Source organism: Hymenobacter lutimineralis (assembly GCF_008271285.1).
Taxonomy (GTDB): Bacteria; Bacteroidota; Bacteroidia; order Cytophagales; family Hymenobacteraceae; genus Hymenobacter; species Hymenobacter lutimineralis.
Genome location: NZ_VTHL01000004.1, coordinates 82,157 through 108,421, shown reverse-complemented (window position 1 = coordinate 108,421; position 26,265 = coordinate 82,157). Strand labels below are relative to the sequence as shown.

Sequence of the window (26,265 nt, the reverse complement as noted above, 5' to 3'; positions counted from 1 at the left end):
TTGGTTGGAATTTCTACGCAACCTGCATTTGAATCCTGTAATATTACACAAGCAACTCTCTTCCTTTTGGCCTTTCTGAGCTATGAAACCCATTCTACAAGTCCAAGACGTTCGTAAGCAGTACGCCAGCCACACCGCCCTCGATGGCGTGAGCCTGGAAGTGCCCGAGGGCTCCATCTTCGGGCTGCTGGGCCCCAACGGAGCTGGCAAAACCTCCCTGATCCGCATCATCACCCAGATTACCGGCCCCGATGGCGGCCAGGTGCTTTTCCGCGGAGAGCCGCTGAATCCCTCGCACATCGGGCAGATTGGCTATCTGCCCGAGGAGCGCGGCCTCTACAAGAAGATGAAAGTGGGCGAGCAGCTGCTGTACCTGGCCCAGCTCAAGGGCTTGTCGAAGGCCGATGCAACAACTAAAATCAAGCGGTGGCTGGACCGGTTTGACATCAAGACCTGGGCCGATAAAAACGTGGAGGACCTCAGCAAGGGCATGCAGCAGAAGATCCAGTTTGTGGCTACCGTGCTGCACGACCCGGCCCTGCTCATTCTTGATGAGCCATTCTCGGGCTTCGACCCCATCAATGCGAACCTGCTGAAGGACGAAATCCTGGCCATGCGCGACCAGGGCACCAGCATTATTTTCTCCACCCACCGCATGGAGTCGGTGGAGGAAATGTGCGACCATATTGCCCTCATCAACCGCTCCCAGAAAGTGCTGGACGGCCGCGTGCGCGACGTGCGCAATGCCTACCGCAGCCAGACCTACCAAGTAGAAGGCACCGGCAAGCTCCTGCTCATCCACCCCGATTTTGAGGTGCTGGAGCAGAAGGAGCGCGAAAACGGCCACTTCTACGCCCGCATCCGCATTGTGCACGGCACGCCCAACGATCTGCTGCGCTACCTCATTGGGGCCGGGCAGGTGGAAGTGCAGGCCTTCCGGGAGCAGATTCCGAGCATCAACGAAATCTTTATCCGGCGCGTGCGCGAAACCCACCCCGACTACGTGCCCGAAACCGACTCGATGCCCGCGTAACCTTGCCCACAAGTCTTTCCTCTCTCAACCGACCTCAACTCCCGAGCTATGTCTAAAATCTGGCTGATTGCCCAGCGCGAATACCTCACCCGCGTGCGCAAAAAAAGCTTCGTCATCATGTCCCTGATTGGGCCCCTGCTTACGGCGGCCCTGTTTGCCGTACCCATCCTGATAGCCACGCTCTCCGACAATGGCAAAGTAGTAGCCGTAGCCGATGCTGGCGGGCTGTTTACCGATAGATTGCCCGAGGCCAAGGACGATATCAGCTTTACGCGGGTGTCGGCAGATCTTACTGCAGCCAAGGCGGAGTTTAAGAAGGCCAAGTACGACGCCCTGCTTTACGTGCCTAAGCTGGACGTAACCAATCCTACCGGCTTTCAGGTGTTTTCACGCAAAGGACTAGGCCTGTCGCTGGAAAACGACATTCGGCGCTCCGTGAACAAAGCCATTGAAAACCAGCGCCTGCGGGCCGCCGGCATCGACCGGGCCGTGCTCGATAACCTGAAAGTGGATGTGGACCTGCAAACGGTGAGCTTAAGCGACGAGGGCGAGAAAAGCTCCAGCACGGGCATCAGCACGGGCGTGGCCTACTTTTTCGGCTTCCTGATTTACATTTTCATCTTCATCTACGGGGTGCAGATTATGCGCGGGGTGATGGAGGAGAAAACCAACCGCATCGTGGAAGTGGTTATTTCCTCGGTGAAGCCCTTCCAGTTGATGATGGGCAAGGTGCTGGGAATTGCCGGCGTGGGCTTCACCCAGCTGGCGCTGTGGGTTTTGCTGTCGTTTGGCATCAGCTCCGTGATGGCCGGCTCCGTGAGTCCCGATAAGGTAGTGGCCGAGCGCGCCTCCCGGACCACGGCGGTGGCGGGAGCTACTACGCCGGCGCAGAAAGAAGCTCAGAAAGAGAACATAGCAGCTAAATTCTCCCAGGCCCTGCACAGTGCCGACCTGAACATGCCTTTGCTGGCCGCCTGCTTCCTGTTTTACTTCCTCGGCGGCTACTTGTTCTACGGCGCTCTGTTCGGGGCCATCGGCTCGGCCGTGGACAGCGAAACCGACACCCAGCAGTTTATGATGCCAGTGACCATGCCGCTGGTGCTCACCTTCGTGGTGTCGCAGGCCGTGCTCACCACCAACCCCAACGGCCAGGTGGCCGTCTGGATGTCGATGATTCCGTTTACCTCGCCCATTGCCATGATGATGCGCCTGCCCTTTGGGGGCGTGCCCATGTGGCAGCTGGCCGTGTCGATGGTGCTGCTTATTGCCGGCTTTCTGGGCACCATCTGGCTGGCGGGCCGCATCTACCGCGTAGGCATCCTCATGTACGGCAAGAAAGTAAGCTACGGGGAGCTGTCGAAGTGGCTGTTCTACAAAGGGTAGTAGCCTGATCTGACGCTCTTACAAGCCCCACAGCTCGCCGCTGTGGGGCTTTTTGCTGATACCCGGTTGTCTTATTCGTAGTAGGTTGCTTGTACCGCTGCTTTGGGAAGATCCAAAACAGCGGTACACTGTCTCGCCTCTGCTTGTACATACCTTTTCGCTTTCCGGACAAACCATATACAACGGCAAAACGAGTGGGTACAAGTATTATTGAAAGCTTCTAGCCCGGAAAGGCTGGGCCGGAACGCGTATCTTGCTCCTGCCTTAACCTACCCTGCTATGTTCAAAAATATACCCCGATTGGGCTTGTGGCTGGCCCTGCTGCCGCTGGCCGCCTGCCAGGATAAACTCGAAGAGCTGAAAGATGCCACCCGCTTTTCGGTGGCGTTGCGCGTGAAAGGGGAAAACCTGACCGGCCTGGGAGCGGAAATGGACTATGTTTCTACCCGCAATACTCTTACCAAGCCCGAGGCAGGGCCCAGCGGCCACCATACCTACGCCGTTTCCGCCGATACCACGTACCAATTGGGCGAGTTCGGCGTGTACGACGATGTGCTGGCCACCATTGTGCTCCGTAAAGCTACCTGCGACGCCGCCACGCACCCCCGCCCGGGCAGCTACCTGAAGCTCGATATGCTGGTAAACGGGGTGGTGTACGATACCGAAACGCTGAGCAGCACGTCTGGGGCGCAGGTTATCTGCACACCCTACTGGACCATCAGCGTGGGGCCAACCTCCGATGGCGACCGTGACTGGGATGATTAAGCGCCGCATCATTTGGGCGTTGGCTCTTTGTCTGCTGGCGGTGCCTGGTATGCAGGCCCAGGACCGGCCCGCTTACCGCCTGTTCACCGCCGAAGGCAAACCCGTAAGCTTCGGCACGATGCTGAAAGACTTGGCCAGTGCCGAAGTGGTGCTGTTCGGGGAGCAGCACAATGACCCCATGGCGCACTGGCTGGAGCTACAGGTAGTTAAGGAGCTGGCCCAGCGCAAAACCGGGCAGTTGGTGCTGGGGCTGGAAATGTTTGAGCGCGACGTGCAGCCCCTGGTGCAGCAGTACAACACCGGCGAGCTACCCGACCAGGCCTTCGAGGAGCAAAGCCGCCCCTGGCCCAATTACGCCACCGACTACAAACCGCTGCTCCAACTGGCCCGCCAGCAAAAGTTTGCGGTAGTGGGCACCAACGTGCCGCGACGCTACGCCTCGCAGGTTGCCAAAGGCGGCTTGTCGGCCCTGGAAAGCCTGCCCGCCGAGGAAAAAGCCTGGCTGGCCCCGCTGCCCATCACCGTTGATTTCACGCTGCCCGGCTACGCCAACATGGCCAAGATGTTCGGGGGCGACGCGGCGCACGCGGTCGGCGTGCAGAACATTATCCAGGCCCAAGCCCTGAAAGACGCGACTATGGCCCATTTTATCCGCCAGAGCCGTCAGCCCGGCCAGCTGCTGCTCCACCTCAACGGCAGCTACCACTCCGACAACCACGACGGCATTGTATGGTATCTGCGTCAGGCCGAGCCCACGTTGCGCATCCGCACCATCAGCACCGTTACCCAGGAGCAGCTTCAGAAGCTGGATAAGGAAAATCTACGAAAAGCCGATTTTGTGCTGGTAGTGCCGGCCGATATGACGAAGACGTATTAAGTATTGTTCAGCTCACTTTTCTCTGCGCAAGATGAAAAGGGGTAACAGAAAAGCCCCGACAACCAAAGTTGCCGGGGCTTTTGCTTATACAAAATTTTAAAAGAAGTGCTTACGCCGAGAACGAAGAACCGCAGCCGCAGGTGCTCTTGGCCTGGGGGTTGTTGAAGACGAAGCCGCGGGCATTCAGGCCGTCCTGAAAGTCAACTTCCATGCCCATCACGTACATGGCGTGCTTCTTATCCATCACCAGCCGAACCCCGTCCAGGTCGAAGGTCTCGTCCTGTTCCTTGGGTTTGTCGAAGCCCAGCAGGTAGCTCAGGCCCGAGCAGCCGCCGCCCTGCACGCCCACGCGCAGGCCATATTCGGCCGGGACGTTCTTGTCACGGAGAATGTTTTTCACCTCTTCCAGCGCCCGGGGCGTGAGGTTGATGGGAGCAAGTTTCGTGGCGGTTGCCATAGTGTGTGCAGTAGAAGAAAAGTAGGCGGCAAAGATACAACGCCGGAAGCTGCCATACCACATTCCGGTTTGGAGCTATAACACGCAGCTAGCCCCGCTGGTTCAACGTATATCTTTGCACGCCTTCTGCTCTCGTTTGTCTTCATCTTTTTCTTCTCTTTCTCCTTTTATGGATACTTCCACGTACGTTTTCGACCTGCTAAAAATTATTCTGCCGGCCATTATTGTGGGAGGAGCCATTATCTGGCTGGTACAGCAGCACCTGGAAAAAGAGCAGCAACGCCGGCTGATTGAGCTTCGCCTCGAAAACAGCAAGACCACCTTGCCGCTCCGTTTGCAGGCCTATGAACGCATCACGCTGCTGCTGGAGCGCATTACCCCCAACAATCTGTTGGTTCGCCTCAGCAGCGCCGGACAAACGGCGGCCGACTACCATCGGCTGTTGCAGCAGGAAATTCGGGCCGAGTACGAGCACAACCTGAGCCAGCAGCTGTACATGAGCCCCGAAACCTGGGAATACGTGAAGCAAGCCAAGGAAAATATCCTGACGATGGTAAACCGCGCTTACCATGCCCTGCCAACTCCACAACAGGCGCGGGGCACGGAACTGGCCAAGCGCGTGCTGGAAACCATGATGGTAGAAGAAACCGACCCCACGGCCCAGGCGCTGCTGGCTGTAAAGCGCGAAGCCGCCAGCCTGTTTTAAAGGTGCCAGTGGTTGAATGTGCTGAGGTGCTAATGGTTGTTCTTTCATTAGCACCTCAGCACATTCAACCCCATTAACACATTTATAAATTAGCCATTACCGAGTCGATAGCGCGCTGGTAGCAGGCTTCGTAGAGTGGGACGATTTTGTCGGTGGCGAATAGCTCGGCGTGGGCCCGGGCAGCGGCTTTGAAGCGCGGCAGGTTTTCGTCGGCCAGCACGTACAGCGCGTTTTTCACCATATCATCTACGTCGCCTACCTGGCTGACCATGCCGGTCAGATCATGCTCGTTCAGCTCCGGAATACCGCCGGCATCGGTGCTGATGACGGGTACTTCGCACGACATGGCCTCCAGGGCAGCCAACCCGAAGCTTTCTTTCTCGGAAGGCATCAGGAACAGGTCCGATACGCTCAGCACTTCTTCCACGGCTTCGAGCTTACCCAGGAAGCGTACGTCGTGGCTGGACAGGCCCAGGTCGCGGCACAGCTTCTCGATGCGGGGTCGGTCAGGACCGTCGCCCACCAGCAGCAGCTTAGCGGGTACCTGCTGCCGCACGCCATCGAAGATGCGCACCACATCTTCCACCCGCTTCACCGAGCGAAAGTTGGACGTATGAATCAGCAGCTTTTCCCCATCGGGGGCAATAGCGGCTTTGAAGTGGCTCTTGTCCTGCTTTTTGAAGCGGGTCAGATTGATGAAGTTGGGAATCACCTCGATGTCCTTCTCAATGGCAAAGTACTCGTAAGTCTCCTTGCGCAAATCCGCCGAAACCGCCGTTACGCCATCCGACTGGTTGATGCTGAAGGTAACTACCGGCTCGTAGCTGGCATCCTTGCCTACCAGGGTAATATCGGTGCCGTGCAACGTGGTGATGATGGGCACCCGGATGCCTTTGGTGAGCAGAATCTGCTTGGCCATGAAGGCTGCGGAGGCGTGCGGAATGGCGTAGTGCACGTGCAGCACGTCCAGCTTCTCATTTTGCACAATATCTACCATTTTGGAAGCCAGCGCCAGCTCGTAGGGTGGGAACTGAAACAGCGGATACGCCGGCACAAACACCTCGTGGTAGAACAGGTTCTCGTTGAAGAAGTCGAGCCGTACGGGCTGGCTGTAGGTGATGAAGTGCACGCGGTGACCTTTCAGGGCCAGGGCTTTGCCTAGTTCAGTGGCTACTACGCCGGAGCCGCCGAAGGTGGGGTAGCAGACAATGCCAATGTTCATGAGATGGATGCTTTAGCAGGAGCGGGAGAGGAGCAAAGGCGCCCGGTGGGAGGTGAGTAACAGGAAATACAGCGGATAACACCGAAAGCTGCACCTTACAAAAAAACTGGCGGCGAATCATCTGGGAAGATGGTCCGCCGCCAATCGGCAAAATCAGTTAAGAAGCGCAGAACGCAGGACAACAGATCATGTTTTCTGTAAGGACTTGTAGATAACGTCGTGGATGCGCGTACGGATGTTGAGCTGACGCAGCTTGTTGTTACCCGCGTCGGGGTACACCCGATTGGAAAGAAAGATATACACGATTTTGTTTTCGGGGTCCATCCACACGCAGGTGCCCGTGAAGCCGGTGTGGCCGAAGGTGCTGGCAGGGGAGAGGTTGCTGGTGGGTCCTTCGGGCTTGCTAGGGTCGCCGTGGTCCCAGCCCAGGCCGCGGCGGTTGCCAGCTTCCGTAGAGCGGGCAAACTCGGCCACTACCGGGCTCTGGAAGTACCGCTGTCCGCCGTAGCGGCCGTTCTGCAGGTTCATCTGCATGAGAATAGCCAAGTCGTTGGCATTCGAGAACAAGCCGGCGTGCCCACTCACGCCGCCAATCATGGCGGCGGCTTGGTCATGCACGGTGCCTTGCACCAGCGTGTGGCGGTAGTAGGTGTCGTTTTCGGTGGGCGCAATGCAGGACTTGGGAAACTTATCCAGCGGGTGGTAAGTCATCGTAGCCAGCCCCAGCGGGCCGTAGATGTTTTCCTGCAGGAACTTCTCAATGGGCTGGCCCAGCAGCTTCTCGCTCAGTCGCTTGAGTACGATAAAGCTCAAGTCGCTGTACTCAGCCGGGTACTTGCCTTTTACTTTCGGCAAAAGCCCCGAGCGTACCGTCCACACCCACATGGAGTCCTCGGCCGATTTGGTGCTGTAGGTGCCAGGCACTACCTCGCGCGGAAACGCGTCGGTGCGGGTGCTGGCGTAGAAGGTGGGCTTGAGACCCGTTTTTGTCACCGTCCGCTCCCAGAAGGGAATGCCGGGCTTGAGGCCCGCTTGGTGGAGCAGCACATCGCGCACTACCATGTCCTTCTTATTGGAGTTCTTCAGCTCGGGCAGGTAGTCGGAAAGCTTGGCGTCAAGGTTAAGCTTGCCCTGGTCTTTCAGGTACATGATGGCCTGCAGGGTACCCGCCACTTTCGTTACCGAGGCAATATCGTAGAGCGTGGAGCTGGTAACGGGATTAGCTTTATCGTAGGTGGTATAGCCGTAGCTTTTCTCATACACCACTACGCCGTCTTTGGCTACCAGGATCTGCCCCCCCGGCGACGCGGCGTAGGCCACGGTTTCGAGGGCAATGTTGTCGATCTGGGCCAGGATACGCGAATCCATGCCCACGCTTTCGGGAGTACCATAGCGCAGGCGCCGGAAGTCAGGCGTAGGCAGGCCGGTGCCTGCTTTCAGGTTTTCCGAAACTGTAACGGGCAGCTGGCCTTTGGCGGGCAGGGCTCCGAACAGGATTTGCGGTACCACCAGCTGCGAAGCCGCGTTGTCTTCGTAGCCGCACACCAGCGTCCGGGCGCTTTCCAGGTATTTCAGCGCGTAGGCATTGCCCATGGCCACTACCACCACTTTTTGCTTGGGGTTGGCCTGCAGGCGCTGAATAAAGCGCAGTGCCCCTTCGCCCAGCCCGTAGCTGTGCGTGGGCGTGTTGTTCATGCTGTGCAGGCTCACCACCACCGTATTATAAGGGGCCAGGCGGCTCACCAGCCGGTCGAAGGTAGAGTCGGGGGCATACCGATTGGGTACGGCATACGTAGCGCAGGGCAGGTAATTGCCCATAGTCTGGCCCAGCACGTTGCCAACCGGGGCGCCAATAGCAATAGACGCCATGCGCAAGGTGTCGAGCCGGTGGAAGGGCAGCAGGTCGTCCTGGTTTTTGACCACCGTAATGGCGTGCTCGTAGATGCTCTGCTGCACAGCACGGCTCAGGGGTCGGTTCAGGTTTTCAGTCAGGCGCGCTACATCTACTGGCTGGTAACGGTTGAGCCCGGCCCAGAACTTGGCCCGCAGGATCTTGCGTACCCGGTAGTCGATGTCCTCCTGGGAAATGCGGTTGGCCGCCACCATTTCTTTGATCTTCTGGACGGCCATGGGCACATCCTCCGAAAACAGCAGCACGTCGTTGCCCGCCATCAGGGCCAGGGCATCCAGCTCGCCAGCCTTATAGAGGTTCGAGACGCTCTTCATGTTGAGCGCATCGGTGAAAACCAGGCCTTTGTAGTTCATCTTCTCCTTCAGCAAGCCCGTTACGAGGTTGCGCGAAAGGGTAGTAGACTGGGTGCGGAGCGTATCAAACAGCGGCATGTACAAGTGGGCCACCATCACGCCCATCACGCCGGCTTCAAACGATTTCTGGAAGGGGTAAAGGTCTACACTCGACAAGCGGGCCATGTCGGTATTGATAACCGGTAGGGCTACGTGCGAATCGGTATCGGTGTCGCCGTGGCCGGGGAAGTGCTTGGCTACGGCAATAACGCCGTGGTCCTGCAGGCCCCGCACGTAGGCTACGCCCAGCTTGGCTACGTCTTCCTTGCTTTCGCCGAAGGAGCGGTTGCCAATAACCGGGTTCGACGGATTAGAGTTGACGTCCATCACCGGCGAGAAGCTCACGTGCACGCCCAGGGTTTTGAGCTTGAGGGCAATTTCGCGGCCCATCTGGTACACGTACTGGTCGTCGTCCATGGCGCCCAGCGTCATCTGCTTGGCGAAGTGCATGCTGGAATCAAGGCGCATGTCGAGGCCCCATTCCGCATCCATGGCAATGAGCAACGGCACCTGGGCGGTGCTCTGGTAACGGTTGGTGAGCAGAGCCTGCCGGCGGGGGCCGCCCTGCAAAAACATCAGCCCGCCAATGTTGTAGTTCTTGATCAGGAACTCCAGGTACTGGGCGTGCTTGCGGTCCTTGTTGGAATAAGCCGCAACCATAAACAGCTGCCCGAGGCGCTGGTCGGGGGTGAGCGAGGTGAAAACGCTATCTACCCACGACTGCTCGGCGGCGCTGGACGGCCGAATGTCCTTGTCCTTAGGGGCAGAAGATGAAATGATTAGACCCGTAAAGGCGAGAAAAACCAGTAAGAGCCTAATTCGAAAATCCTTTAGCATCTACTCCCGTTATGGTGGCCTACAATTGAATGCGAGCGGAAATACCCCTACTTTTGCCAGCACTGAAAAGTTCCCGCCGGGGCGGCTGTTTACCCTTTGGCGCCACGCCAAACTTCCCGGTAAACGCGCTTCTCACTGCCCCAATTCGGGCCTCCGACCGATACCCTACGGGTACAGGCTGACCGCAAACTTACGGATAATTTCCCGGGGCTGGACGCGTTGAATATCGTGCCAGTTGAATTTTTTTTCGGTAACCCGTTCATTTTCAAGCCTAGTTTTTTCTTTTCGCATGCCCGATGTTATCCAGCTCTTACCCGAATACCTGGCCAACCAGATTGCCGCTGGCGAGGTGGTGCAGCGGCCGGCCTCGGTAGTGAAAGAGCTGCTCGAAAATGCCGTTGATGCCAACGCCACCCAGGTGCAGCTTATTGTGAAGGACGCCGGCAAGCAACTGGTGCAGGTGGTCGACAATGGCGCCGGCATGAGCCCCACCGATGCGCGCATGAGCCTGGAGCGCCATGCCACCAGCAAAATCCGCACCACCGACGACCTGTTCCGCATCCGCACGCTGGGGTTCCGGGGCGAGGCCCTGGCTTCCATTGCCGCCGTGGCCCAGGTGGAGCTGCGCACCAAGCAGCGCGACCAGGACACCGGCTCCCTGCTGCTGGTAGAAGGCTCCCAGATCAGCAGCCAGCAGCCCGTGGCTTGCCCCGATGGCACCAGCATCAGCGTGAAGAACCTGTTCTTCAATGTGCCGGCGCGGCGTAACTTTCTGAAAAGCAATGCGGTGGAGATGCGCCATATCCTAGACGAGTTTCAGCATGTGGCGCTGGCGAATCCGCAGATTACGTTCTCACTGTATCAGAATGAGCTGGAGGTGTTTAACCTGCCGGCCGGCAAGCTTAGCCAGCGCATTGTGGCCGTGCTCGGCAACTCTTATAAGGAGCAACTGGCTCAGGTGGAGGAAGTCACCCCTTTTATTGCCGTGCGCGGGTTCATTGGTAAGCCGGAGTCGGCCAAAAAAAGCCGGGGCGACCAGTTCTTTTTCGTTAACAACCGCTTTATCCGCTCGGCCTACCTTAACCACGCCGTGCTTACGGCCTATGATGGCCTGCTCCCCAAAGACACGCACCCGTTTTACGTGCTGTTTCTCGAGCTCGACCCCAAGACCATTGACATCAACGTGCATCCTACGAAGACGGAAATCAAGTTTGAGGACGAGAAAACCGTGTATGCCATTGTGCGGGCCGCCGTGAAGCAAAGCCTGGGGTTGCACAACATGGCGCCCTCCCTGGACTTCGACGGCGACGTGAACTTCGCACCTATTCAGCCCCTGCGCCTTTCGGGGAACGAGCGGAGCTCCTTCGACCCCGACGATGCTCCCCGCGATGCCCTGGCTTCGGCCGCGGCCCGGGCGGCTGGCAGCAAAGCCTCTCCCCGCGACAAAAATGCCCGCCCTGATGCCTACGAGCGGCAGATTCCGCCCCGGCCCACGGAGCAGGCCAAACGCGAGCTGGAGGAGTTTTACAAAGCCCTGGGTCAGGTGAGCGTGCCCGATGTGGAGCACGAAGCCACGGCTAAGGGCGTGCTGGTACCCTCGGCCGTGGCGTTTACGGCGGCGCAGGCCGTGCCCCCAGAGCTGCCCGTGACCCCGGCGGCGGCTCCCGCGCCCCAACTGCCCCTGCGTGACACCGGTGGCCCCGGCCACAAGGTGCTGCAGGTGCACCAGCAGTACTTGTTGGTACCGGTAAAATCGGGGATGATGCTGATTGACCAGGTAGCGGCGCGGGAACGGATTCTGTACGAGCAATACGCTGCCGAGCTGGAGCGCGAAAACGGTGCTTCCCAGACCCTGCTCTTTCCGCGCACCGTCACCTTCACGCCCCAGGACTTTGCCGTGTTGCTGGAGCTGACTGAAACCTTGCAGGCGTTAGGCTTCCGCTTCTCCGAGTTTGGCAAACATACCATTGCCGTGGAGGGCATTCCGGCTGATGTACCTGCCCGGCACGAGAAGGAGCTGCTGGAAGGCCTGATCGAGCAGTTTCGAACCCACGCCGGGCCGGTGAAGCTGGACCGCCGCGAGCAGGTGGCCCGGGCGCTGGCGCGGCGGGTGGCGGGCAGCGCCGGGCAGGTGCGCCTCTCCGAAGTGGAAATGAATGCCCTCGTGGATCGGCTGTTTGCCTGCCAAGTGCCCAACTACGCCCCCGATGGCCGCCGCACCCTGGTGTTGATGGAATTGGGGCAGCTCCAGGATTTGTTTCGCCGCCCCTGATACTTTCGCTTCGCGGGCGGCGCTGAGGCCACCTTTTCCGTACAACCCGCGTCTATTTCGTTCGTCCCTGCTGCCTATGTTTCGCATCACCCCGGTTGTCCGGAACCTCATTCTGATTAATGTGCTCCTGTTTTTCCTGCAGGGCATGTTTCCCGAGCTCACTGTGTATGGCTCCCTGCATCCCATTGGTTCGTCTCTGCTCTACCCCTGGCAGTTTGTAACCTACATGTTTCTGCACGGCGGACTTGGACACTTGTTTTCCAACATGATTACCCTGCTGTTTTTCGGCGCCTCGCTGGAAGACGTCTGGGGCGGTAAGAAACTCGTTACGTTCTGGCTTATCTGCGGCCTGGGGGCCGGCATCCTCTACCAGGGGGTGCGTTACTACGAGCTGCGGGAAATGAACGAAAGCCGGTTGGCCTTTCACGAGCAGCCCTCGGGCGTAGCCTTTGCCGAGTTTTTTCGGGAACACGTGCCGCAAGCCGGCGAGTCATACGCCTTGGTAGCGCGGCAGATGCAGAAAACCCCCGACGATGCGCAGTTGATGGAAGGCGCGAAGCAAACAGTGGACGCCATTTACCGCCAGGCCATGGATAGCCCGCAAAGTGGCATGCTGGGAGCCTCGGGGGCCGTGTTCGGTATTCTCTTCGCGCTGGCGTACCTGTTTCCCAACCAGAAGATGTTTATTTTTCCGTTGCCAATTCCCATCAGCATCTGGCTGTACGTTTTCTTGTTTACGGCCTATGAGCTCTGGAAAGGCATCCACCCCACGCCGGGCGACAACGTAGCCCACTTTGCACACCTGGGCGGAATGCTCGTTGGGTTCATCGTGTTAAAAGTCTGGGAACGACGCGGGGTTTAGTGCTTGCCTGGTGTCGTTTGTATTTACTGCCCTACCACCCATGAGTATATTCCAAGACATCCGCACCGCCTTCAGCCGCCGCGACAACGCCCTCAATCAGCTGCTGCTGATCAACGTGCTGGTGTTTGTGGCCTTCCTGCTGTTTCGTACGATAATCTTCCTGGCTACTCAGAACCGGCAGGGGCATATGCCAGTGCTGGAATGGCTGGCATTGCCCTCGGTGCCCGGGACCTTGCTTACCCGCCCGTGGACGCTGCTCACCTACAGCTTTATCCACTTCGATTTCTTTCATATTCTGTTCAACCTGCTGAACCTGTACTGGTTTGGGGCGCTGGTGCGCGAGTACCTCGGCGACCGGCGCCTAGTAAGCCTGTATGTGCTGGGGGCGCTGGCCGGTGCTGCTCTGTACCTCTTGGCGTTCAACTTGCTGCCTGTATTCCGGGGCACGCCGGCCATCCTCTATGGGGCTTCAGCCAGCGTTACGGCCGTTATTTTAGCTGCGGCTACGCTGTTGCCTGATTTTACGTTCAGCATCATCTTGCTGGGCCCCGTGCGCATCAAGTACATTGCTGCCGTACTGGTCATTGTTTCCATTGCGGGCGTCAATGGCGGCAATCCGGGGGGAGAAATAGCCCACATCGGTGGGGCTATACTGGGCTACTTTTTTATCAAACAGCTCCAGCGTGGGCGCGACCTGGGCCGCCCCGTGCAGGCCGTTGGCGACTGGGTAGGCCGACTGGTAACGGGGCGCCCCAACCTGCGCGTTACGCACCGCAGCCGCCCGGTAGAGTCGACTACAAAAGCTACTGGCCCCCGCAAGCCCGGCCAGGAGGAAATCGACCTGATTCTGGATAAGATTTCCCGCTCAGGCTACGAGAGCCTCTCCAAGGAAGAAAAGCAGAAGCTCTTTAAAGCCAGCCAGCAGTAAAAACCGCGTATTGAACAGATAAGCCGGGCGGATAAAACGGATGGGTGCCTGAATTGGTAAAGGTGTTAATACGCCCAGCAGGCCGCTGAAAAAGCTGAGTTACTCTTACTGGGATAAGTAGTGCTGACGACGCGCCGGGGGTAGCTTTTCAATGGCGTAGCGCAGCATCGTGCGGGGCATAGTGGGAGCGTGGTCAGCCAGAAACTCTTCCAGAGCGTCCTCGTTGCGCTTGCCTACTTCCCGCAGCATCCAGCCAGTGGCTTTATGAATCAGGTCGTGGCGGTGGGAGAGTAGCTGCTCAGCTAAGGCAAACGTGTCGGCAAACTGGCCCTTGCGGATGAATGCCAGCGTCGAGACGATGCTCATGCGCTGGCTCCAGAGGTGAGCCTCTGCCACCAAGTCATACAGCGGCTCCCGGTCCTGCGTGAGCAGGTAGCCACCCACAATGGTTGGGCAGGTCACATCCACCAAATCCCAGTTATTGATAAACCGCCGGTTCAGCAGATACCGCTCATAAATAGCCTGCCGCCCGGCGGGCCCAACCTTGGCAAACTGCAGCGTCCAGATGATAAGGCCAATGGAGCGGCAGTCGTGCCAGGGATTCTGCACCAGCTGCTCCACAGCCGGCAAGGGCAGGCTCCTAAACTCCCGCGCCAGCCGCCGCTGCTGGGGCATGGAAAGTCCCAGGAACTGGTCGCCTTCGCCGTACTGCCCGGGGCCGGTCTGAAAAAAGCGTGCTACCGCTATTGCCCGTGTTGGGTCGGCCAGGGAGTGAATGCGGGCTAGCAGGTCGGCGCCAGTAGGATGAGACATGGTTTTATGGGACGTATTGAGAAAGTTAGAGCCTAAGCGCCTGTACCAGAGTTTTCACAAAAAAAGCTTCACCGTTGAGGAAGCTTTTTTTGTGGATGGCAGCCGGGTAGTGGCTACGCGGAGGCTTTGCCCATGTTGTCGAGGGCGTCCATTACTTCTTTTACGTGGCCGCGGGAAGTTTCCAGCAGGGCCTTTTCGTCGTCGTTGAGCTGCAGCTCAATTACTTTCTCAATGCCGCTTTTGCCCAGGATAACCGGAGCGCCCAGGTACACGCCGTCGATGCCGTACTCGCCTTTCAGCTCGATGCACACGGGGAACACGCGGCGCTGGTCGCGCACAATGGCTTCTACCATCTGGGCCGCAGCGGCGCCGGGAGCGTACCAGGCCGAGGTGCCCATCAGCTTCACCAGCTCACCGCCACCTACGGCCGTGCGCTGCACAATGGCGTCGAGCTCGGCCTTGCCGATCAGCTCGGTTACGGGGATGCCGCCCACGGTGGTGTAGCGGGGCAGGGGCACCATGGTGTCGCCGTGGCCACCCATGAGTACCGCCTGAATGTCTTTGGGGCTCACGTTCAGCGCTTCAGCCAGGAAGGCGCGGTAGCGGGCCGTGTCCAAGATGCCGGCCATGCCAAACACCTTCTCGCGGGGTAGGCCTGAAGTGAGGTGCGCCTGGTAGGTCATCACGTCCAGCGGGTTCGACACCACGATGATGATGGCGTTGGGCGAGTACTTCACCACCTGCTCCGTTACCGACTTCACGATGCCGGCATTCACCGAAATCAGGTCGTCGCGGCTCATGCCGGGCTTGCGGGGCAGACCCGAGGTAATAACTACCACGTCGGAGTCGGCGGTGCGGGCGTAGTCGTTGGTGACGCCCACGGTGCGGGAGTCGTAGCCAATGATGGGGGCTTTCTGCCAGATGTCAAGCGCTTTGCCTTCGGCAATGCCTTCCTTGATGTCAACGAGGATGATTTCGTTGGCAATTTCGCGGGTGGCCAGTACATCGGCGCAGGTTGCGCCTACGTTGCCGGCTCCAACTACGGTAACTTTCATCAGTGGATGGAATTGGGGTGAACGTGTGGGATGGGCGTAAAGCTAAGCCATAGAAGTGAGAAGGTGAGCCATGAGAAGGGAGAGTTTTATGCTGGCGACCTTACGCGTGGCACAAAGTCTCATATCTAACTTCTCCCCTCCGACATCTGACACCTACATCCGCTTTACCACCAGCACCCGCTCGGTTTCTTCGGTCACCTTAAATCGGTCGTCGGGCCGGAAACCGATAACCCAGGCAATTTTGCCGTCGGCGGAGCAGAGCACCTGCACGTTGTCTTTCAGGTTAAGGGGCACTTTCTGGTCAATAAGGAAGTCAGAGAGCTTCTTTTTGCCTTTCATGCCGATGGGCATAAACCAGTCACCTTCCTGCCAGGCACGTACCGTGAGCGGAAACTTGAGCACATCGGCATCCAGGGCAGCTACGGCTTTGCCTTTTGGTACCTCGTAGCCCTGAGCTATTTCGTGCAGCTCGGTGCGCAGATGCAGCCCATCTATTTTCAGAGCTTCCTGCCCGGCCTGCAGCTGGTGCGTGCCGAACTTCTGGAGCTTACGCGGCGTGATGACCAGCTGGTCGCGGTCCTTCACCAGCTGATGCGTGGGCGAATCGAAGCGGCGGCCCGGCTCGGCGTTGAAGCTTTGCACAATGTCTTTGGTAACCAGATACGAGAAGCCGAAGGGCCGCAGCAGCTCGTGCAGTACCACGGCGGTGGCGGCAGTTTTCTGCAGCAGCCGGATGTCGAGGTAGGTGGCGTCCGGCTCCTGGCGCTGGGCCTGGGCAGCGGTTTCCTCCACGTAGCGGCGCACGATTTCCTCGGCCGCACCCACCCGCTCGGCCGTCACGCTCATGGTCTGGTCGAGGTTGGGGTTGATGTCGCGCAGCACGGGCAGCACCTCCAGGCGCAGGCGGTTGCGCTGGTATACCGGCGAATCGTTGCTGGCATCTTCGCGCCAGAGCAGGCGGTTTTCCACCACGTAGTCGTAGAGGTCGGGCTTGCTCACGGCCAGCAGGGGACGCACCAAGTGGCTGCTTTTGGGCCGGATGCCGTGCAGGCCCGCCAGGCCGGTGCCGTGCGTGAGGTTGAGCAGCATGGTCTCGGCCGTGTCGCGCTGGTGGTGGGCGGTGGCAATGGCCGCGTAGCCCTGCTGCTGCCGCACCCGCTCAAACCACTCGTAGCGCAGGGAGCGGGCGGCCATCTGGGTGGAAATGCCTTCCTGCTCAGCAAACTTCTTGGTCTGGAAAAACTCCACAAAGTAGGGCGCCTCGTACTGCTTGGTCAGCTTGCGCACAAACTGCTCGTCGGCGTCAGCTTCCTCGGCGCGCAGGCCGAAGTGGCAGTGTGCTACCCCAAACTTCACGCCCAGCCGGTGCAGCACGTCGGCCAGCACTACCGAGTCGAGGCCCCCGCTGACGGCTACCAGCAGCTGGTCGGTAGGGGAGAAAAGGGCATTTTGATCTATGAACTGTTGAATCCGGTCGAGCATGGGGTGGCGGGTGGGTGGCAGCTAATGGCTTGGTTGTTGAAGGCAGAGCTTCGAGGGCGCCTGCCTAATAATTCACAAAGAAAGCCGTTATGCCGCTGATAGAAATTAGAGAGGGGCGAAGTCGTCTGACAAATCCGATACGAAAGAAAAGCCGGTAGCTAACCGCTGCCATACTTACCGCCGGGCCTTCCGTACCTTTGCGCTTAAATGTCGTTTCTCAAGCCACTTTTTCTTCTGCTTTTGTTGCTGCTGCCGGCCCTGGGCTGGGCCCAGCAGCGCCCTGCCACAAAGCCCGCTGCCCAGCCCACACCACCCAAGGGGCAGCGGGTGGAGCTGCTGCCGGGTACTCAGGAGCTGATTGGCGGCACCTTCAACGGCGTCGAAATCCGCAAGCTGATTGGCAACGTGAGCTTCAAGCAGGGCGACACGTTTATGTACTGCGACTCGGCCTACCAGTACACCGACCGCAACGCCATTGAGGCGTTCAGCAACGTGCGCATCGTGCAGAACGATACGCTTACCATCACCGGCGACCGGGCCACCTACGACGGCGACGCCCGCACGGCCCGCATGACGGGCAACGTGGTGATGCGCGACCCGCGCATGACACTCACCACGCCGGTGCTCGACTACGACCTGAACCGCAAGCTGGCCGTGTACAGCGGCGGCGGCCACCTCACCGACCCCGAAAATACCCTCGACAGCCGCCTGGGCTACTACAACACCGATACGAAAGTGTTCAGCTTCCGGCGCGACGTGCGGGTGCAAACCAAGGACTACCTCATCACAGGCGACACGCTGCAGTATAATACGGTGTCGAAGGTGGTGTACTTCTTCGGGCCCACGCGCATTAAAGGGGCCCGCGGCACGCTCTACGCCGAAAACGGCAACTACAACTCCCGCACCAGGGTATCGAACTTCGAGCGCAACGCCAAGATTGAAACTCCGGAGTACCTGCTGGGCGGCGACAAGCTGTTCTACGACGAGGCCCGCGAGTACGGCCTGGCTACCGGCCGCGTGTCGATGGTGTCGAAAAAAGACAACATTACCATTCGGGGTGACGTGGGGCGCTACTGGCGTGGGCAGGGAAGGGCTAAGCTCTACGGCAGCGCCGTGATGCGCAACATCGCCGACCGCGACACCCTATACCTGGCCGCCGATACGCTGGTGAGTGTGGAAAGCAAAGTGCCCAACAAGCCCGGCGGCATCATCTATGCCTATCCCAAGGTGCGCATTTTCCGCCCCGACCTGCAGGGCCGCTGCGACTCGCTCACCTACAACCGCGCCGACTCGGTTATTTACCTGAACACCCGGCCGGTACTCTGGAGCGAGAAAAACCAGCTCACGGCCGACAGCATGGAACTGCGCCTGCGCCGGCAGAAAATCGACCAGCTGCGCCTGTATGCCAACTCCTTTATCGTAGGCCAGGACACGCTGCTCAACTTCAACCAAGTGAAGGGGCGCAACATGGTGGGGTACTTTCAAGCGGGTAAGCTGAAAAAAGTAGACGTGCTTGGCAACGCCGAAAGCCTCTACTATGCTCTTGAAGGCGACACCACGCTTACGGGTATGAACAAAGCCGTGAGTGCCACCATGACGCTCCGGTTTTCTCCGGATAGTAAACTGCAGACCATCAGCTTTTTGACCAACCCCGATGCCAGCTTTATTCCGCCCCATGAGCTCAAGGACGAAGATAAGAAGCTGAAAGGCTTTGCCTGGCGCAGTACGGAACGCCCCACCCGGCGGGGCACGTTGGGGAAGCATTTCGCCCCCGTGGCCAAAGCCAAACCAAAGTCGAAAGTCAAACCGAAAGCTTCCACCAAATCCCGCGCTACCAAAGCCAAGCCCAAGGCCAAACCGGCAGCGCTGCCCGCTAAGCCCGCCGCGCCCGCTCCAGCCAGGAAGCCCGGTACCGTAGCTCCGCCGCGCCTGGTAAAGCCCGCCGTGGCCCCGGCCCGGCGCTAGCACCTCCCGCCGATTTGATTCGGCCCCTGTAATCCGTTACCTTTGCGCCCCTTATGCCGTTCCAACGCCCTCTAGTATTTGTTCTGTTACTCAGCACCCTGCTGCTGGGCTCCTGCACTGGCTATCAGAAGCTACTGAAGAGCGACGACGTGAACAAGAAGTACACCGCCGCCATCCAGTACTACGAAAAGGGCGACTATGCCCGGGCCAGCACGCTGCTGGAAGAGCTGATTCCCTTGCTGAAAGGCCGACCGGAAGCTGAAAAGGCCGAGTTTTACTTTGCCAATACCAACTTCCAGGGCCGCAACTATACGCTGAGCGCCTACTACTTCCAGCAGTTTGCCGAAACCTATGGCTCCTCGCCGCAGGTTGAGGAAGCCCGGTTCATGCATGCCAAGTCGTTGTTTCGCGACTCTCCCGAGTTTGAGCTGGACCAGAGCAACACCTACACGGCCATCGAAGCCATCCAGGAATTCCTGAACCAGTACCCCGAAAGCCAGTTTCGCCCGGAGGCGGAGAACATGTCGAAGGAGCTGCAAACCAAACTGGAGAACAAAGCCTTCGAAAGCGCCCGGCTCTACTACCAGCTGCGCTACAACCAGGCCGCCGTGGTGGCCTTCAATACCTTCCAACAGCAGTACCCTTCGTCAGCCTACAGCGAGCAGGCTGCCTTCATGAAGCTCACGGCCCAGTACGAGTACGCCAAGGAAAGCGTGGAAGAAAAGCAGCGGGAGCGGTATCTGGAGGCCATTGCCTTCTACCAGAACTTCATCGACGCCTACCCGCAAAGCAAGGACCTCAAGGCCGCGGAAGCCATGTACAACGTGGCCCGCGCCGAGGTAGCCAAACTGAAACCGGCTGATACGGCCGCCACTAAGTAATGGTTTGAGTGGTTGTATGGTTAAATTGTTAGCAGTTTCAATCCATCCAGCCAAGCAACCATTCAGCCATTCAACAAGTCAACCCCTGATCATATGAAAAGCCCGAACAACGTACCTGCTTCCATCGTGACGCGCAACATGTCGGATTTCACTACCGAAACCGGTAACGTGTACGAAAGCATTGCCATCATCTCCAAGCGCGCCAACCAGATTTCGGTGAAGCTGAAAGAAGAGCTGAACGGCAAGCTAGCCGAGTTTGCTACCACCGTCGACAACCTGGAAGAGGTATTCGAAAACCGTGAGCAGATCGAAATCAGCAAGCACTACGAGCGGCTGCCCAAGCCCACCAACTTGGCCGTAGAAGAGTTCCTGGAAGGCAAAGTGCACTTCCGCACCCCGGCCGCCGACGAGTCGGGCGCCGAGTAATTTCTGCCGCTAAGCTGCCGCATGATGTCGTCGCTGCACGGTCGGAAGATTTTGCTGGGCGTGTGCGGGAGCATCGCCGCGTATAAGAGTGCCGCCCTCGTGCGGCTGCTCGTGAAGGCCGGAGCTGAGGTACAGGTAATCCTGACTACCTCGGCTGCGGCCTTTATTACGCCCCTTACCCTGAGCACGCTCTCTAAAAAACCGGTACTCACGGGCTTCCTGAAAAATGAGGCCACCGGGGAGTGGCACAACCACGTAGCCCTGGGCCTCTGGGCCGATGCCCTGCTGATTGCGCCCGCCTCGGCCAACACGCTGGCCCAGCTGGCCCACGGCCACTGCCCTTCGCTACTAGCAGCCGTGTACCTCTCGGCCCGCTGCCCCGTGCTGCTAGCCCCGGCCATGGACCTAGACATGTTCCAGCACCCGGCCACTAAGGAAAACCTGCGCCTGCTGCGTTCCTACGGCAACTACATTTTTGACTCACCCGCCGGGGAGCTGGCCAGCGGCCTTGAAGGCCCCGGCCGCATGCAGGAGCCGGAGCAGATTGTGGCGGAGTTGGAGGAATTTTTTGGTAAATAGATGGCCTGTCATGCTGAGCGCAGCCGAAGCATCTCTATTGCTTTGTTGTCAGGCTATTTAGATGAAGCGGCAGAGATGCTTCGACTGCGCTCAGCATGACACGACAATACCACGCCTCCAATCAATTCATGCGCGTTCTTCTCACTGCCGGCCCTACCTACGAACCGTTGGACCCAGTACGCTTCATCGGCAACCGCAGCACGGGCAAGATGGGCTATGCATTGGCGGAAGCCTTTGCTGCTTCGGGCGCCGACGTGACGCTCATCAGCGGCCCCACCAACCTGCCCGACCCAGCGCACCCACACATCCGCACAGTGCGCGTGCAGACGGCCGATGAAATGTATGCCGCTGCGGCCACCGAAGCGCCTGCGGCCGACGTGTGGGTATTTGCCGCCGCGGTGGCCGACTACCGCCCGGCTACCGTGGCCCGGGAAAAAATCAAAAAGTCCGGCTACACGCTCACGCTGGAGCTGGTGAAGAACGTGGACATTGCCGCCACGCTGGGAAAAACCAAGCGGCCCGAACAATTTTCCGTGGGTTTTGCGTTGGAAACGGAGCAAGAAGAAGAACATGCTCTCGGCAAGCTGCGCCGCAAGAACTTTGACCTCGTAGTGCTAAACTCCCTCCGCGACGCTGGCGCAGGCTTCGGCCACGACACCAACAAAGTGACGCTGCTGGCCGCCAACGGGCAAAAGACTATCTTCGAGCTGAAACCCAAAGCTGCCGTGGCCCACGACATTGTGCAGGCCGTTTTGTCCCGACTTACCACCCATGCCTAAGTATTTCTTTGCGTGTTTGCTCCTAATGCTGGCCGTGCGGCCCTGGTCCGCGTCGGCGCAGGAGCTGAACTGTGAGGTCACCATCAACACCGAAAACGTGAACATTGCCGACCGGCAGCTGGTCACGCAGATGCAGAAGGACATTACCCAGTTCTTGAATACGCGCCGGTGGACCAACGAAACCTACCGGCCCGAGGAGCGCATCCGCTGCAAGCTCTACATCGGCATCAACGCCATTCCGCAGGACGGTACCTACCAGGCTACGGCCGTGTGGGTGAGCACCCGCCCGGTGTACGGCACGGGCTACGAAACCAACGTTTTCTCGTTTTCCGACAAGGGCTGGGTATTCAGCTACTCGCCCCAGAACCCGCTCGACTACTCCGAAACGTCGTTTACCTCCAACCTGTCGTCCTTGCTGAGCTTCTACGCTTACCTGATGATTGGCATGGACCACGACACGTTTGCGCCCATGGGCGGCTCGCCGTACTACGACATCGCCCAGCGCATCGTAAACAACGCCGCCAGTCAGACGCTGGAAAACGACAAGGGCTGGAAAGACGGGGAGTCGCGCAACCGTTACTGGCTGCTCAACAACCTGCAGGATCCGCAGCTCAAAGACTGCCGCTCGGCGCTCTATGCCTATTACCGCCAGGGCCTGGATGTATTCATTGAAAAGCCCAACGATGCCCGTGCCAGCATTCAGACTGGGCTGCAAGGTATTCAGCAGGCGGCCGTGCGGCGGCCCGGCACGCTCATCGTCCGCGCCTTTTTCGAAGCCAAAGCCGACGAAATAGCCAACGTATTCCGCACCAGCCCTGAGCAAAGCCAGAAGGAAAGTGTGGTCACCATGCTCTCAGAGGTAGACCCCACCAACTCGGCCAAGTACCAGACTATTCTGAAAAGGTAAAGGTAATTTTCTGTCATCCTGAGCAGAGCGAAGGACCTTATAACGTAGGTTTCTCTTGCGATTTAAGGTCCTTCGCTCTGCTCAGGATGACAGGCTTTAACCTATATACGAATAAAAAATTTAGCAACTCACTAATTGAGTTAGTAGCTTTGTGATTAGCGGGCCGCACTCGGGCGAGTTGCCGGCCACTTGTTGGGTGCTAATCACGGGTCAGGAGCCCGTTTGTGCGCGGATTATGCTCGTTGACCTCCGAATTCAGAACTACGCTCTTATTGAGCAGCTTGAGCTTCGGCCATCAGCCTTGCTCAATATCATTACCGGCGAAACCGGGGCCGGTAAGTCCATCATGCTAGGGGCCATTGGCCTGCTGCTCGGCAACCGGGCCGATACCAAGCTACTCTTCAACACGGCGCGCAAGTGCGTGATTGAGGGCCAGTTTGATATTTCCGGCTACCAGCTCCAGGATATCTTTGAGTCCGAAGACCTGGACTACGACGCGCAGTGCATCCTGCGCCGGGAAATCAGCCCGGCCGGCAAGTCACGGGCCTTTATCAACGACACGCCCGTTACGCTGGAAACGCTCCGCACCATTGGGGCCAACCTGATGGATATTCACTCCCAGCACGATACGCTGCTGCTGGGGGATGCCGTCTTCCAGCTTAACCTGCTCGACCTTTACGCCAACCTGGTGCCCACCCGCGCCCAGTACGGCAACAGCTACCGCCACTACCGCAAGCTGGAGGCCGACCTGAAAGCCCTGGAAAGCCAGGTGGCCCAAGCCAATAAGGAACTGGATTACCACAGCTTCTTGCTCAATGAGCTGGAAGAAGCCCGGCTCGATGGGGAAGACCAGGAGGCGCTGGAGCAGGAAATAAAGCAGTTGGAGCACGCCGAAGAAATCAAGTTCAAGCTCACCCACGCCCTGCAGGCTTTATCGGATGGCGAGTACTGCGCCACCGGCAGCCTAAAGGAAGCCAGCCACCTGCTGGGTCAGGTAGCGGGGTTTACCAACGGCCTGCGCGAGCTGAAAGAGCGGCTCGACTCCTGCCTGATTGAGCTGCGCGACATTGCCGGCGAAGTAGAAGACACTGAGCGGCGCACCGAGGGCGACCCGGTCCGCATCGATGAGCTGCAGGGCCGCCTGAACGTGCTCTACAACCTGCAGCGCAAGCACCAGGTGCGCGACGTGGACGGCCTGCTGCTGGTACGCGACGAGTTGCGCCGTAAAGTCAGCTCGGTGCTGAACTTGGACAAGGAAATTTCCCGCCTGCGCAAAGACGCCAACGGGGCGCTGGCCACCGTGACGCGTCAGGCCGCCAAGCTTTCCGAGGCGCGGCAAAAGTCTTTCCCCAAGTTTGAGCGGGAACTGGCCCTGCTGCTGGTAGAGCTGGGCATGCCGCATTCGCGCATTGTGGTGCAGCACAGCACTGGCCAGCCCGCCGTCAGCGGTATCGACGTGGTGAGCATCCTGTTCACGGCCAACAAAGGCGCCCAACCCCAGACGCTGAGCAAGGCTGCTTCCGGTGGGGAGTTTTCCCGCCTGATGCTGTGCATTAAGTACATGCTGGCCGACAAAACTGCGCTGCCCACGATAGTATTCGATGAAATTGATACTGGCATCAGCGGGGAAATTGCGGTGAAAGTAGGGCGCATGATGCAGCAGATGGCGCAGAAGCACCAGCTCATTGCCATTTCGCACCTGCCCCAGATGGCTGCCGCCGGCGACGCGCACTACTTCGTGTACAAGGAAGACCGCGCCGACCGCACCGTGAGCCGCATCCGCCTGCTGAGCCTGGATGAGCGTATCCGGGAAATTGCTCAGATGATTTCCGGGGCCAACCCCAGTCAGCACGCCTTCCAGAGCGCGCGGGAGTTGCTAGCCATGCGCGGGGAAGAGTTGGTAGGGTAAGTTGTTTTGGGTTATTCGTTTCTGGTTGGTCGTAATATTGTAAACTTGGACTTCCAAATTGGTTGGGGCGTTGATTTCCATCAACTGAAACGACGGACCCGACTAAAAACCAACAACGAATAACCCACAACCAATGCCTAATCTACTCGCTGGCAAAGTCGGTATCATTTCCGGTGCCCTTGATGAACGTTCCATTGCCTGGAAAGTAGCGCAGAAAGCCTACGCCGAAGGGGCGCGCTTCGTGCTCACCAACGCCCCGCTGGCTATGCGCATGGGCGAAATTAACCGACTGTCGGAAGAGTGCGAGGCGCCGATTATTCCGGCCGATGCCACGTCCATGGAAGACCTGGAAAAGCTGTTCCGCGGCACCCAGGAGCACTTTGGCGGTAAAATCGACTTCGTGCTGCACAGCATTGGTATGAGCACCAACATCCGCAAGGGCAAGCACTACGGCGAGCTGAACTACGAGTGGTTTCAGAAAACCCTGGACGTGTCGGCCCTCTCGCTGCACCGCATGCTAGCCGTGGCCGAAAAGCAGGACGCCTTCAACGAGTGGGGCTCGGTGGTGGCCCTGAGCTACATTGCTGCCCAGCGCGCCTTCCTCGACTACACCGATATGTCGCAGGCCAAAGCCGTGCTCGAAAGCATTGCCCGCAGCTACGGTCAGCGCCTCGGCAAGCTCAGGAAAGTGCGCGTAAACACCATTTCCCAGTCGCCCACCAAAACGTCGGCCGGCACTGGTATCAGCGGCTTCGATGCGTTCTACGAGTACGCTGAGCGGATGTCGCCCCTGGGCAATGCCCCCGCTGAGGCCTGCGCCGACTATTGCATTTCGCTGTTCTCGGACCTGACGCGCTACGTGACTATGCAAAACCTCATGCACGATGGCGGCTTTAGCACTACTGGTATTTCAGAAGAAATGGTAGAGCTCCTCACCAACAGCAAGGGCTAAGCTTGCAGGTAGCTATAACCAAGAAAGCCCGGTCGTTTGGCCGAGCTTTTTTGTTGGCTATCAAGTAAAGAGTGCGTCTATTCTGGCCCGGTCATACTCAAGAAGGAGGGCAGCATGTTCGGTGTAGAGTGGCCGCAAGGAAGACGGGGTAGGGCCCAAAATGTCCAGCCCCCGGTCGTCGTACATGTGGAAAACAAGGCCGGTACGCTGGTTGAGAAAAAACAGCCGCCCGTGAAGCGCCGGGCTTCGGCCGAAGTCCTGATTACTGATGGCCTTTAGAAGTGCCATCAGCGGAATTTGCGCGGTGCTGGTTTCAAAGCTCGCTCGCACCCATTTACCCGGAGCCGGAATCCGCGGATACGGGCTGGGTATATTCTGAAAGTGGATAAGAGCCTTGGTCAGCTGGAACTGTTTGAGCAGATAGTTTCCGGGCCGTATTCGGTATCTTTTGTAGCGGACTTGCTGGTAGACTACCAACACGGGGTCGTGGGGCGCAAAGGCAGCTCCAAACAGCTGGCTTGCTCTGGCCACGACTTCATCAAAGTAAGCTTCTTGAGAAGTTGAAAGCTCCGCGTGCTGCAAGTCAAACCGGATGCTGAGCGGCCATGCATAGAACAGAGGTGCCCGTACAAGTAGTTTGGGGTAGAACTGCTGGAGGAAGAACTGGAGAGGAAGGAACATGCTACCAGGAAAAGTAGTGAAATAGTCTCTGCTGAGCTCTGCTATATTTTCTGCGCTAATGGGCGGAAAGTAGCTCTGCGGAGCTACCTATTCAGCGCGCCGCTGTTGCCGGCCAACGCCGGGTTACGGACCGAGGCATGGGCCCTGGCAGTCGGCGCCCAAGCCTAACGTGGTAGCCGACTCTTTTGCG

Annotated in this window: 23 protein-coding genes; 16 read left to right on the top strand and 7 right to left on the bottom strand. The window is 58.6% G+C overall.

Features of this window, described 5'->3' with window-relative positions:
• Window positions 1-82 precede the first annotated feature (82 nt).
• The 4 genes from FY528_RS05990 to FY528_RS05975 all read left to right on the top strand — a co-directional run bounded on the left by FY528_RS05990 (window position 83) and on the right by FY528_RS05975 (window position 4,058).
• Entirely contained in the window at window positions 83-1,033 is a 951-nt protein-coding gene (locus FY528_RS05990) for an ABC transporter ATP-binding protein (RefSeq protein WP_149070082.1), read from the top strand.
• A 48-nt stretch (window positions 1,034-1,081) separates the two neighbouring features.
• Complete coding sequence (locus tag FY528_RS05985) at window positions 1,082-2,416, top strand: ABC transporter permease (protein ID WP_149070081.1); 1,335 nt, start codon at window positions 1,082-1,084, stop codon at window positions 2,414-2,416.
• A 279-nt stretch (window positions 2,417-2,695) separates the two neighbouring features.
• A complete protein-coding gene (locus FY528_RS05980; protein ID WP_149070080.1) occupies window positions 2,696-3,181 on the top strand; it encodes a hypothetical protein in 486 nt (161 codons plus the stop codon).
• Entirely contained in the window at window positions 3,156-4,058 is a 903-nt protein-coding gene (locus FY528_RS05975; RefSeq protein ID WP_262383923.1) for a ChaN family lipoprotein, read from the top strand. Before FY528_RS05980 ends, FY528_RS05975 begins: the two co-directional genes overlap by 26 nt.
• A gap of 109 nt (window positions 4,059-4,167) precedes the next feature.
• On the opposite strand, the gene FY528_RS05970 is transcribed toward FY528_RS05975, so the two are convergent.
• On the bottom strand, window positions 4,168-4,515 hold the full coding sequence (locus FY528_RS05970) for a HesB/IscA family protein (protein ID WP_149070079.1): 348 nt from the start codon (window positions 4,513-4,515) through the stop codon (window positions 4,168-4,170).
• 169 nt (window positions 4,516-4,684) lie between these two features.
• Here FY528_RS05970 and FY528_RS05965 point away from each other — a divergent pair, with 169 nt between their 5' ends.
• On the top strand, window positions 4,685-5,221 hold the full coding sequence (locus FY528_RS05965; protein ID WP_149070078.1) for a DUF7935 family protein: 537 nt from the start codon (window positions 4,685-4,687) through the stop codon (window positions 5,219-5,221).
• Window positions 5,222-5,303: 82 nt separating this feature from the next.
• Here the strand turns inward: FY528_RS05965 and bshA are convergent, their stop codons facing one another.
• Window positions 5,304-6,443, bottom strand: a complete 1,140-nt coding sequence (gene bshA, locus FY528_RS05960) for an N-acetyl-alpha-D-glucosaminyl L-malate synthase BshA (RefSeq protein ID WP_149070077.1) — start codon at window positions 6,441-6,443, stop codon at window positions 5,304-5,306.
• A gap of 186 nt (window positions 6,444-6,629) precedes the next feature.
• Complete coding sequence (locus FY528_RS05955; protein ID WP_149070076.1) at window positions 6,630-9,584, bottom strand: serine hydrolase domain-containing protein; 2,955 nt, start codon at window positions 9,582-9,584, stop codon at window positions 6,630-6,632.
• A gap of 289 nt (window positions 9,585-9,873) precedes the next feature.
• On the opposite strand from FY528_RS05955, the gene mutL reads away from it, so the two are divergent.
• The 3 genes from mutL to FY528_RS05940 all read left to right on the top strand — a co-directional run bounded on the left by mutL (window position 9,874) and on the right by FY528_RS05940 (window position 13,646).
• The gene (mutL, locus tag FY528_RS05950; protein WP_149070075.1) at window positions 9,874-11,856 is read left to right on the top strand and encodes a DNA mismatch repair endonuclease MutL; all 1,983 of its coding nucleotides are present in this window, start codon (window positions 9,874-9,876) and stop codon (window positions 11,854-11,856) included.
• Between the two features lie 76 nt (window positions 11,857-11,932).
• Window positions 11,933-12,718 carry a rhomboid family intramembrane serine protease gene (locus FY528_RS05945; RefSeq protein WP_149070074.1) on the top strand — a complete coding sequence of 262 codons (786 nt, stop codon included), beginning with the start codon at window positions 11,933-11,935 and terminating at the stop codon, window positions 12,716-12,718.
• 40 nt (window positions 12,719-12,758) lie between these two features.
• On the top strand, window positions 12,759-13,646 hold the full coding sequence (locus tag FY528_RS05940; protein ID WP_149070073.1) for a rhomboid family intramembrane serine protease: 888 nt from the start codon (window positions 12,759-12,761) through the stop codon (window positions 13,644-13,646).
• A gap of 105 nt (window positions 13,647-13,751) precedes the next feature.
• Here FY528_RS05940 and FY528_RS05935 read toward each other — a convergent pair whose 3' ends face one another.
• The 3 genes from FY528_RS05935 to tilS form a co-directional block, all read right to left on the bottom strand.
• A complete protein-coding gene (locus FY528_RS05935; protein ID WP_149070072.1) occupies window positions 13,752-14,459 on the bottom strand; it encodes a DNA alkylation repair protein in 708 nt (235 codons plus the stop codon).
• A 113-nt stretch (window positions 14,460-14,572) separates the two neighbouring features.
• Window positions 14,573-15,514 carry a malate dehydrogenase gene (gene mdh, locus FY528_RS05930; protein ID WP_149070071.1) on the bottom strand — a complete coding sequence of 314 codons (942 nt, stop codon included), beginning with the start codon at window positions 15,512-15,514 and terminating at the stop codon, window positions 14,573-14,575.
• Between the two features lie 153 nt (window positions 15,515-15,667).
• Window positions 15,668-16,996 carry a tRNA lysidine(34) synthetase TilS gene (tilS, locus tag FY528_RS05925; protein WP_149070070.1) on the bottom strand — a complete coding sequence of 443 codons (1,329 nt, stop codon included), beginning with the start codon at window positions 16,994-16,996 and terminating at the stop codon, window positions 15,668-15,670.
• Window positions 16,997-17,203: 207 nt separating this feature from the next.
• On the opposite strand from tilS, the gene FY528_RS05920 reads away from it, so the two are divergent.
• From FY528_RS05920 to FY528_RS05885, 8 genes are all read left to right on the top strand, one after another.
• Window positions 17,204-18,961, top strand: a complete 1,758-nt coding sequence (locus FY528_RS05920) for an OstA-like protein (protein ID WP_149070069.1) — start codon at window positions 17,204-17,206, stop codon at window positions 18,959-18,961.
• A gap of 53 nt (window positions 18,962-19,014) precedes the next feature.
• The gene (locus FY528_RS05915; protein ID WP_149070068.1) at window positions 19,015-19,842 is read left to right on the top strand and encodes an outer membrane protein assembly factor BamD; all 828 of its coding nucleotides are present in this window, start codon (window positions 19,015-19,017) and stop codon (window positions 19,840-19,842) included.
• 93 nt (window positions 19,843-19,935) lie between these two features.
• On the top strand, window positions 19,936-20,268 hold the full coding sequence (locus FY528_RS05910; RefSeq protein ID WP_149070067.1) for a DNA-directed RNA polymerase subunit omega: 333 nt from the start codon (window positions 19,936-19,938) through the stop codon (window positions 20,266-20,268).
• Between the two features lie 24 nt (window positions 20,269-20,292).
• Window positions 20,293-20,847, top strand: coding sequence for a flavoprotein (locus FY528_RS05905; protein WP_149070066.1), 555 nt, complete (start codon window positions 20,293-20,295; stop codon window positions 20,845-20,847).
• A 128-nt stretch (window positions 20,848-20,975) separates the two neighbouring features.
• Window positions 20,976-21,626, top strand: coding sequence for a phosphopantothenoylcysteine decarboxylase domain-containing protein (locus FY528_RS05900; RefSeq protein WP_149070065.1), 651 nt, complete (start codon window positions 20,976-20,978; stop codon window positions 21,624-21,626).
• Between the two features lie 25 nt (window positions 21,627-21,651).
• Window positions 21,652-22,533 carry a type IX secretion system protein PorD gene (gene porD / locus FY528_RS05895; protein WP_262383929.1) on the top strand — a complete coding sequence of 294 codons (882 nt, stop codon included), beginning with the start codon at window positions 21,652-21,654 and terminating at the stop codon, window positions 22,531-22,533.
• 235 nt (window positions 22,534-22,768) lie between these two features.
• Window positions 22,769-24,442, top strand: coding sequence for a DNA repair protein RecN (gene recN / locus FY528_RS05890; RefSeq protein WP_149070063.1), 1,674 nt, complete (start codon window positions 22,769-22,771; stop codon window positions 24,440-24,442).
• A 133-nt stretch (window positions 24,443-24,575) separates the two neighbouring features.
• Window positions 24,576-25,394: an enoyl-ACP reductase FabI gene (locus FY528_RS05885; protein ID WP_149070062.1), complete on the top strand. Its 819-nt coding sequence runs from the start codon at window positions 24,576-24,578 to the stop codon at window positions 25,392-25,394.
• A gap of 60 nt (window positions 25,395-25,454) precedes the next feature.
• Here FY528_RS05885 and FY528_RS05880 read toward each other — a convergent pair whose 3' ends face one another.
• Window positions 25,455-26,075: a DUF3885 domain-containing protein gene (locus tag FY528_RS05880; RefSeq protein WP_149070061.1), complete on the bottom strand. Its 621-nt coding sequence runs from the start codon at window positions 26,073-26,075 to the stop codon at window positions 25,455-25,457.
• Window positions 26,076-26,265: the final 190 nt, after the last annotated feature.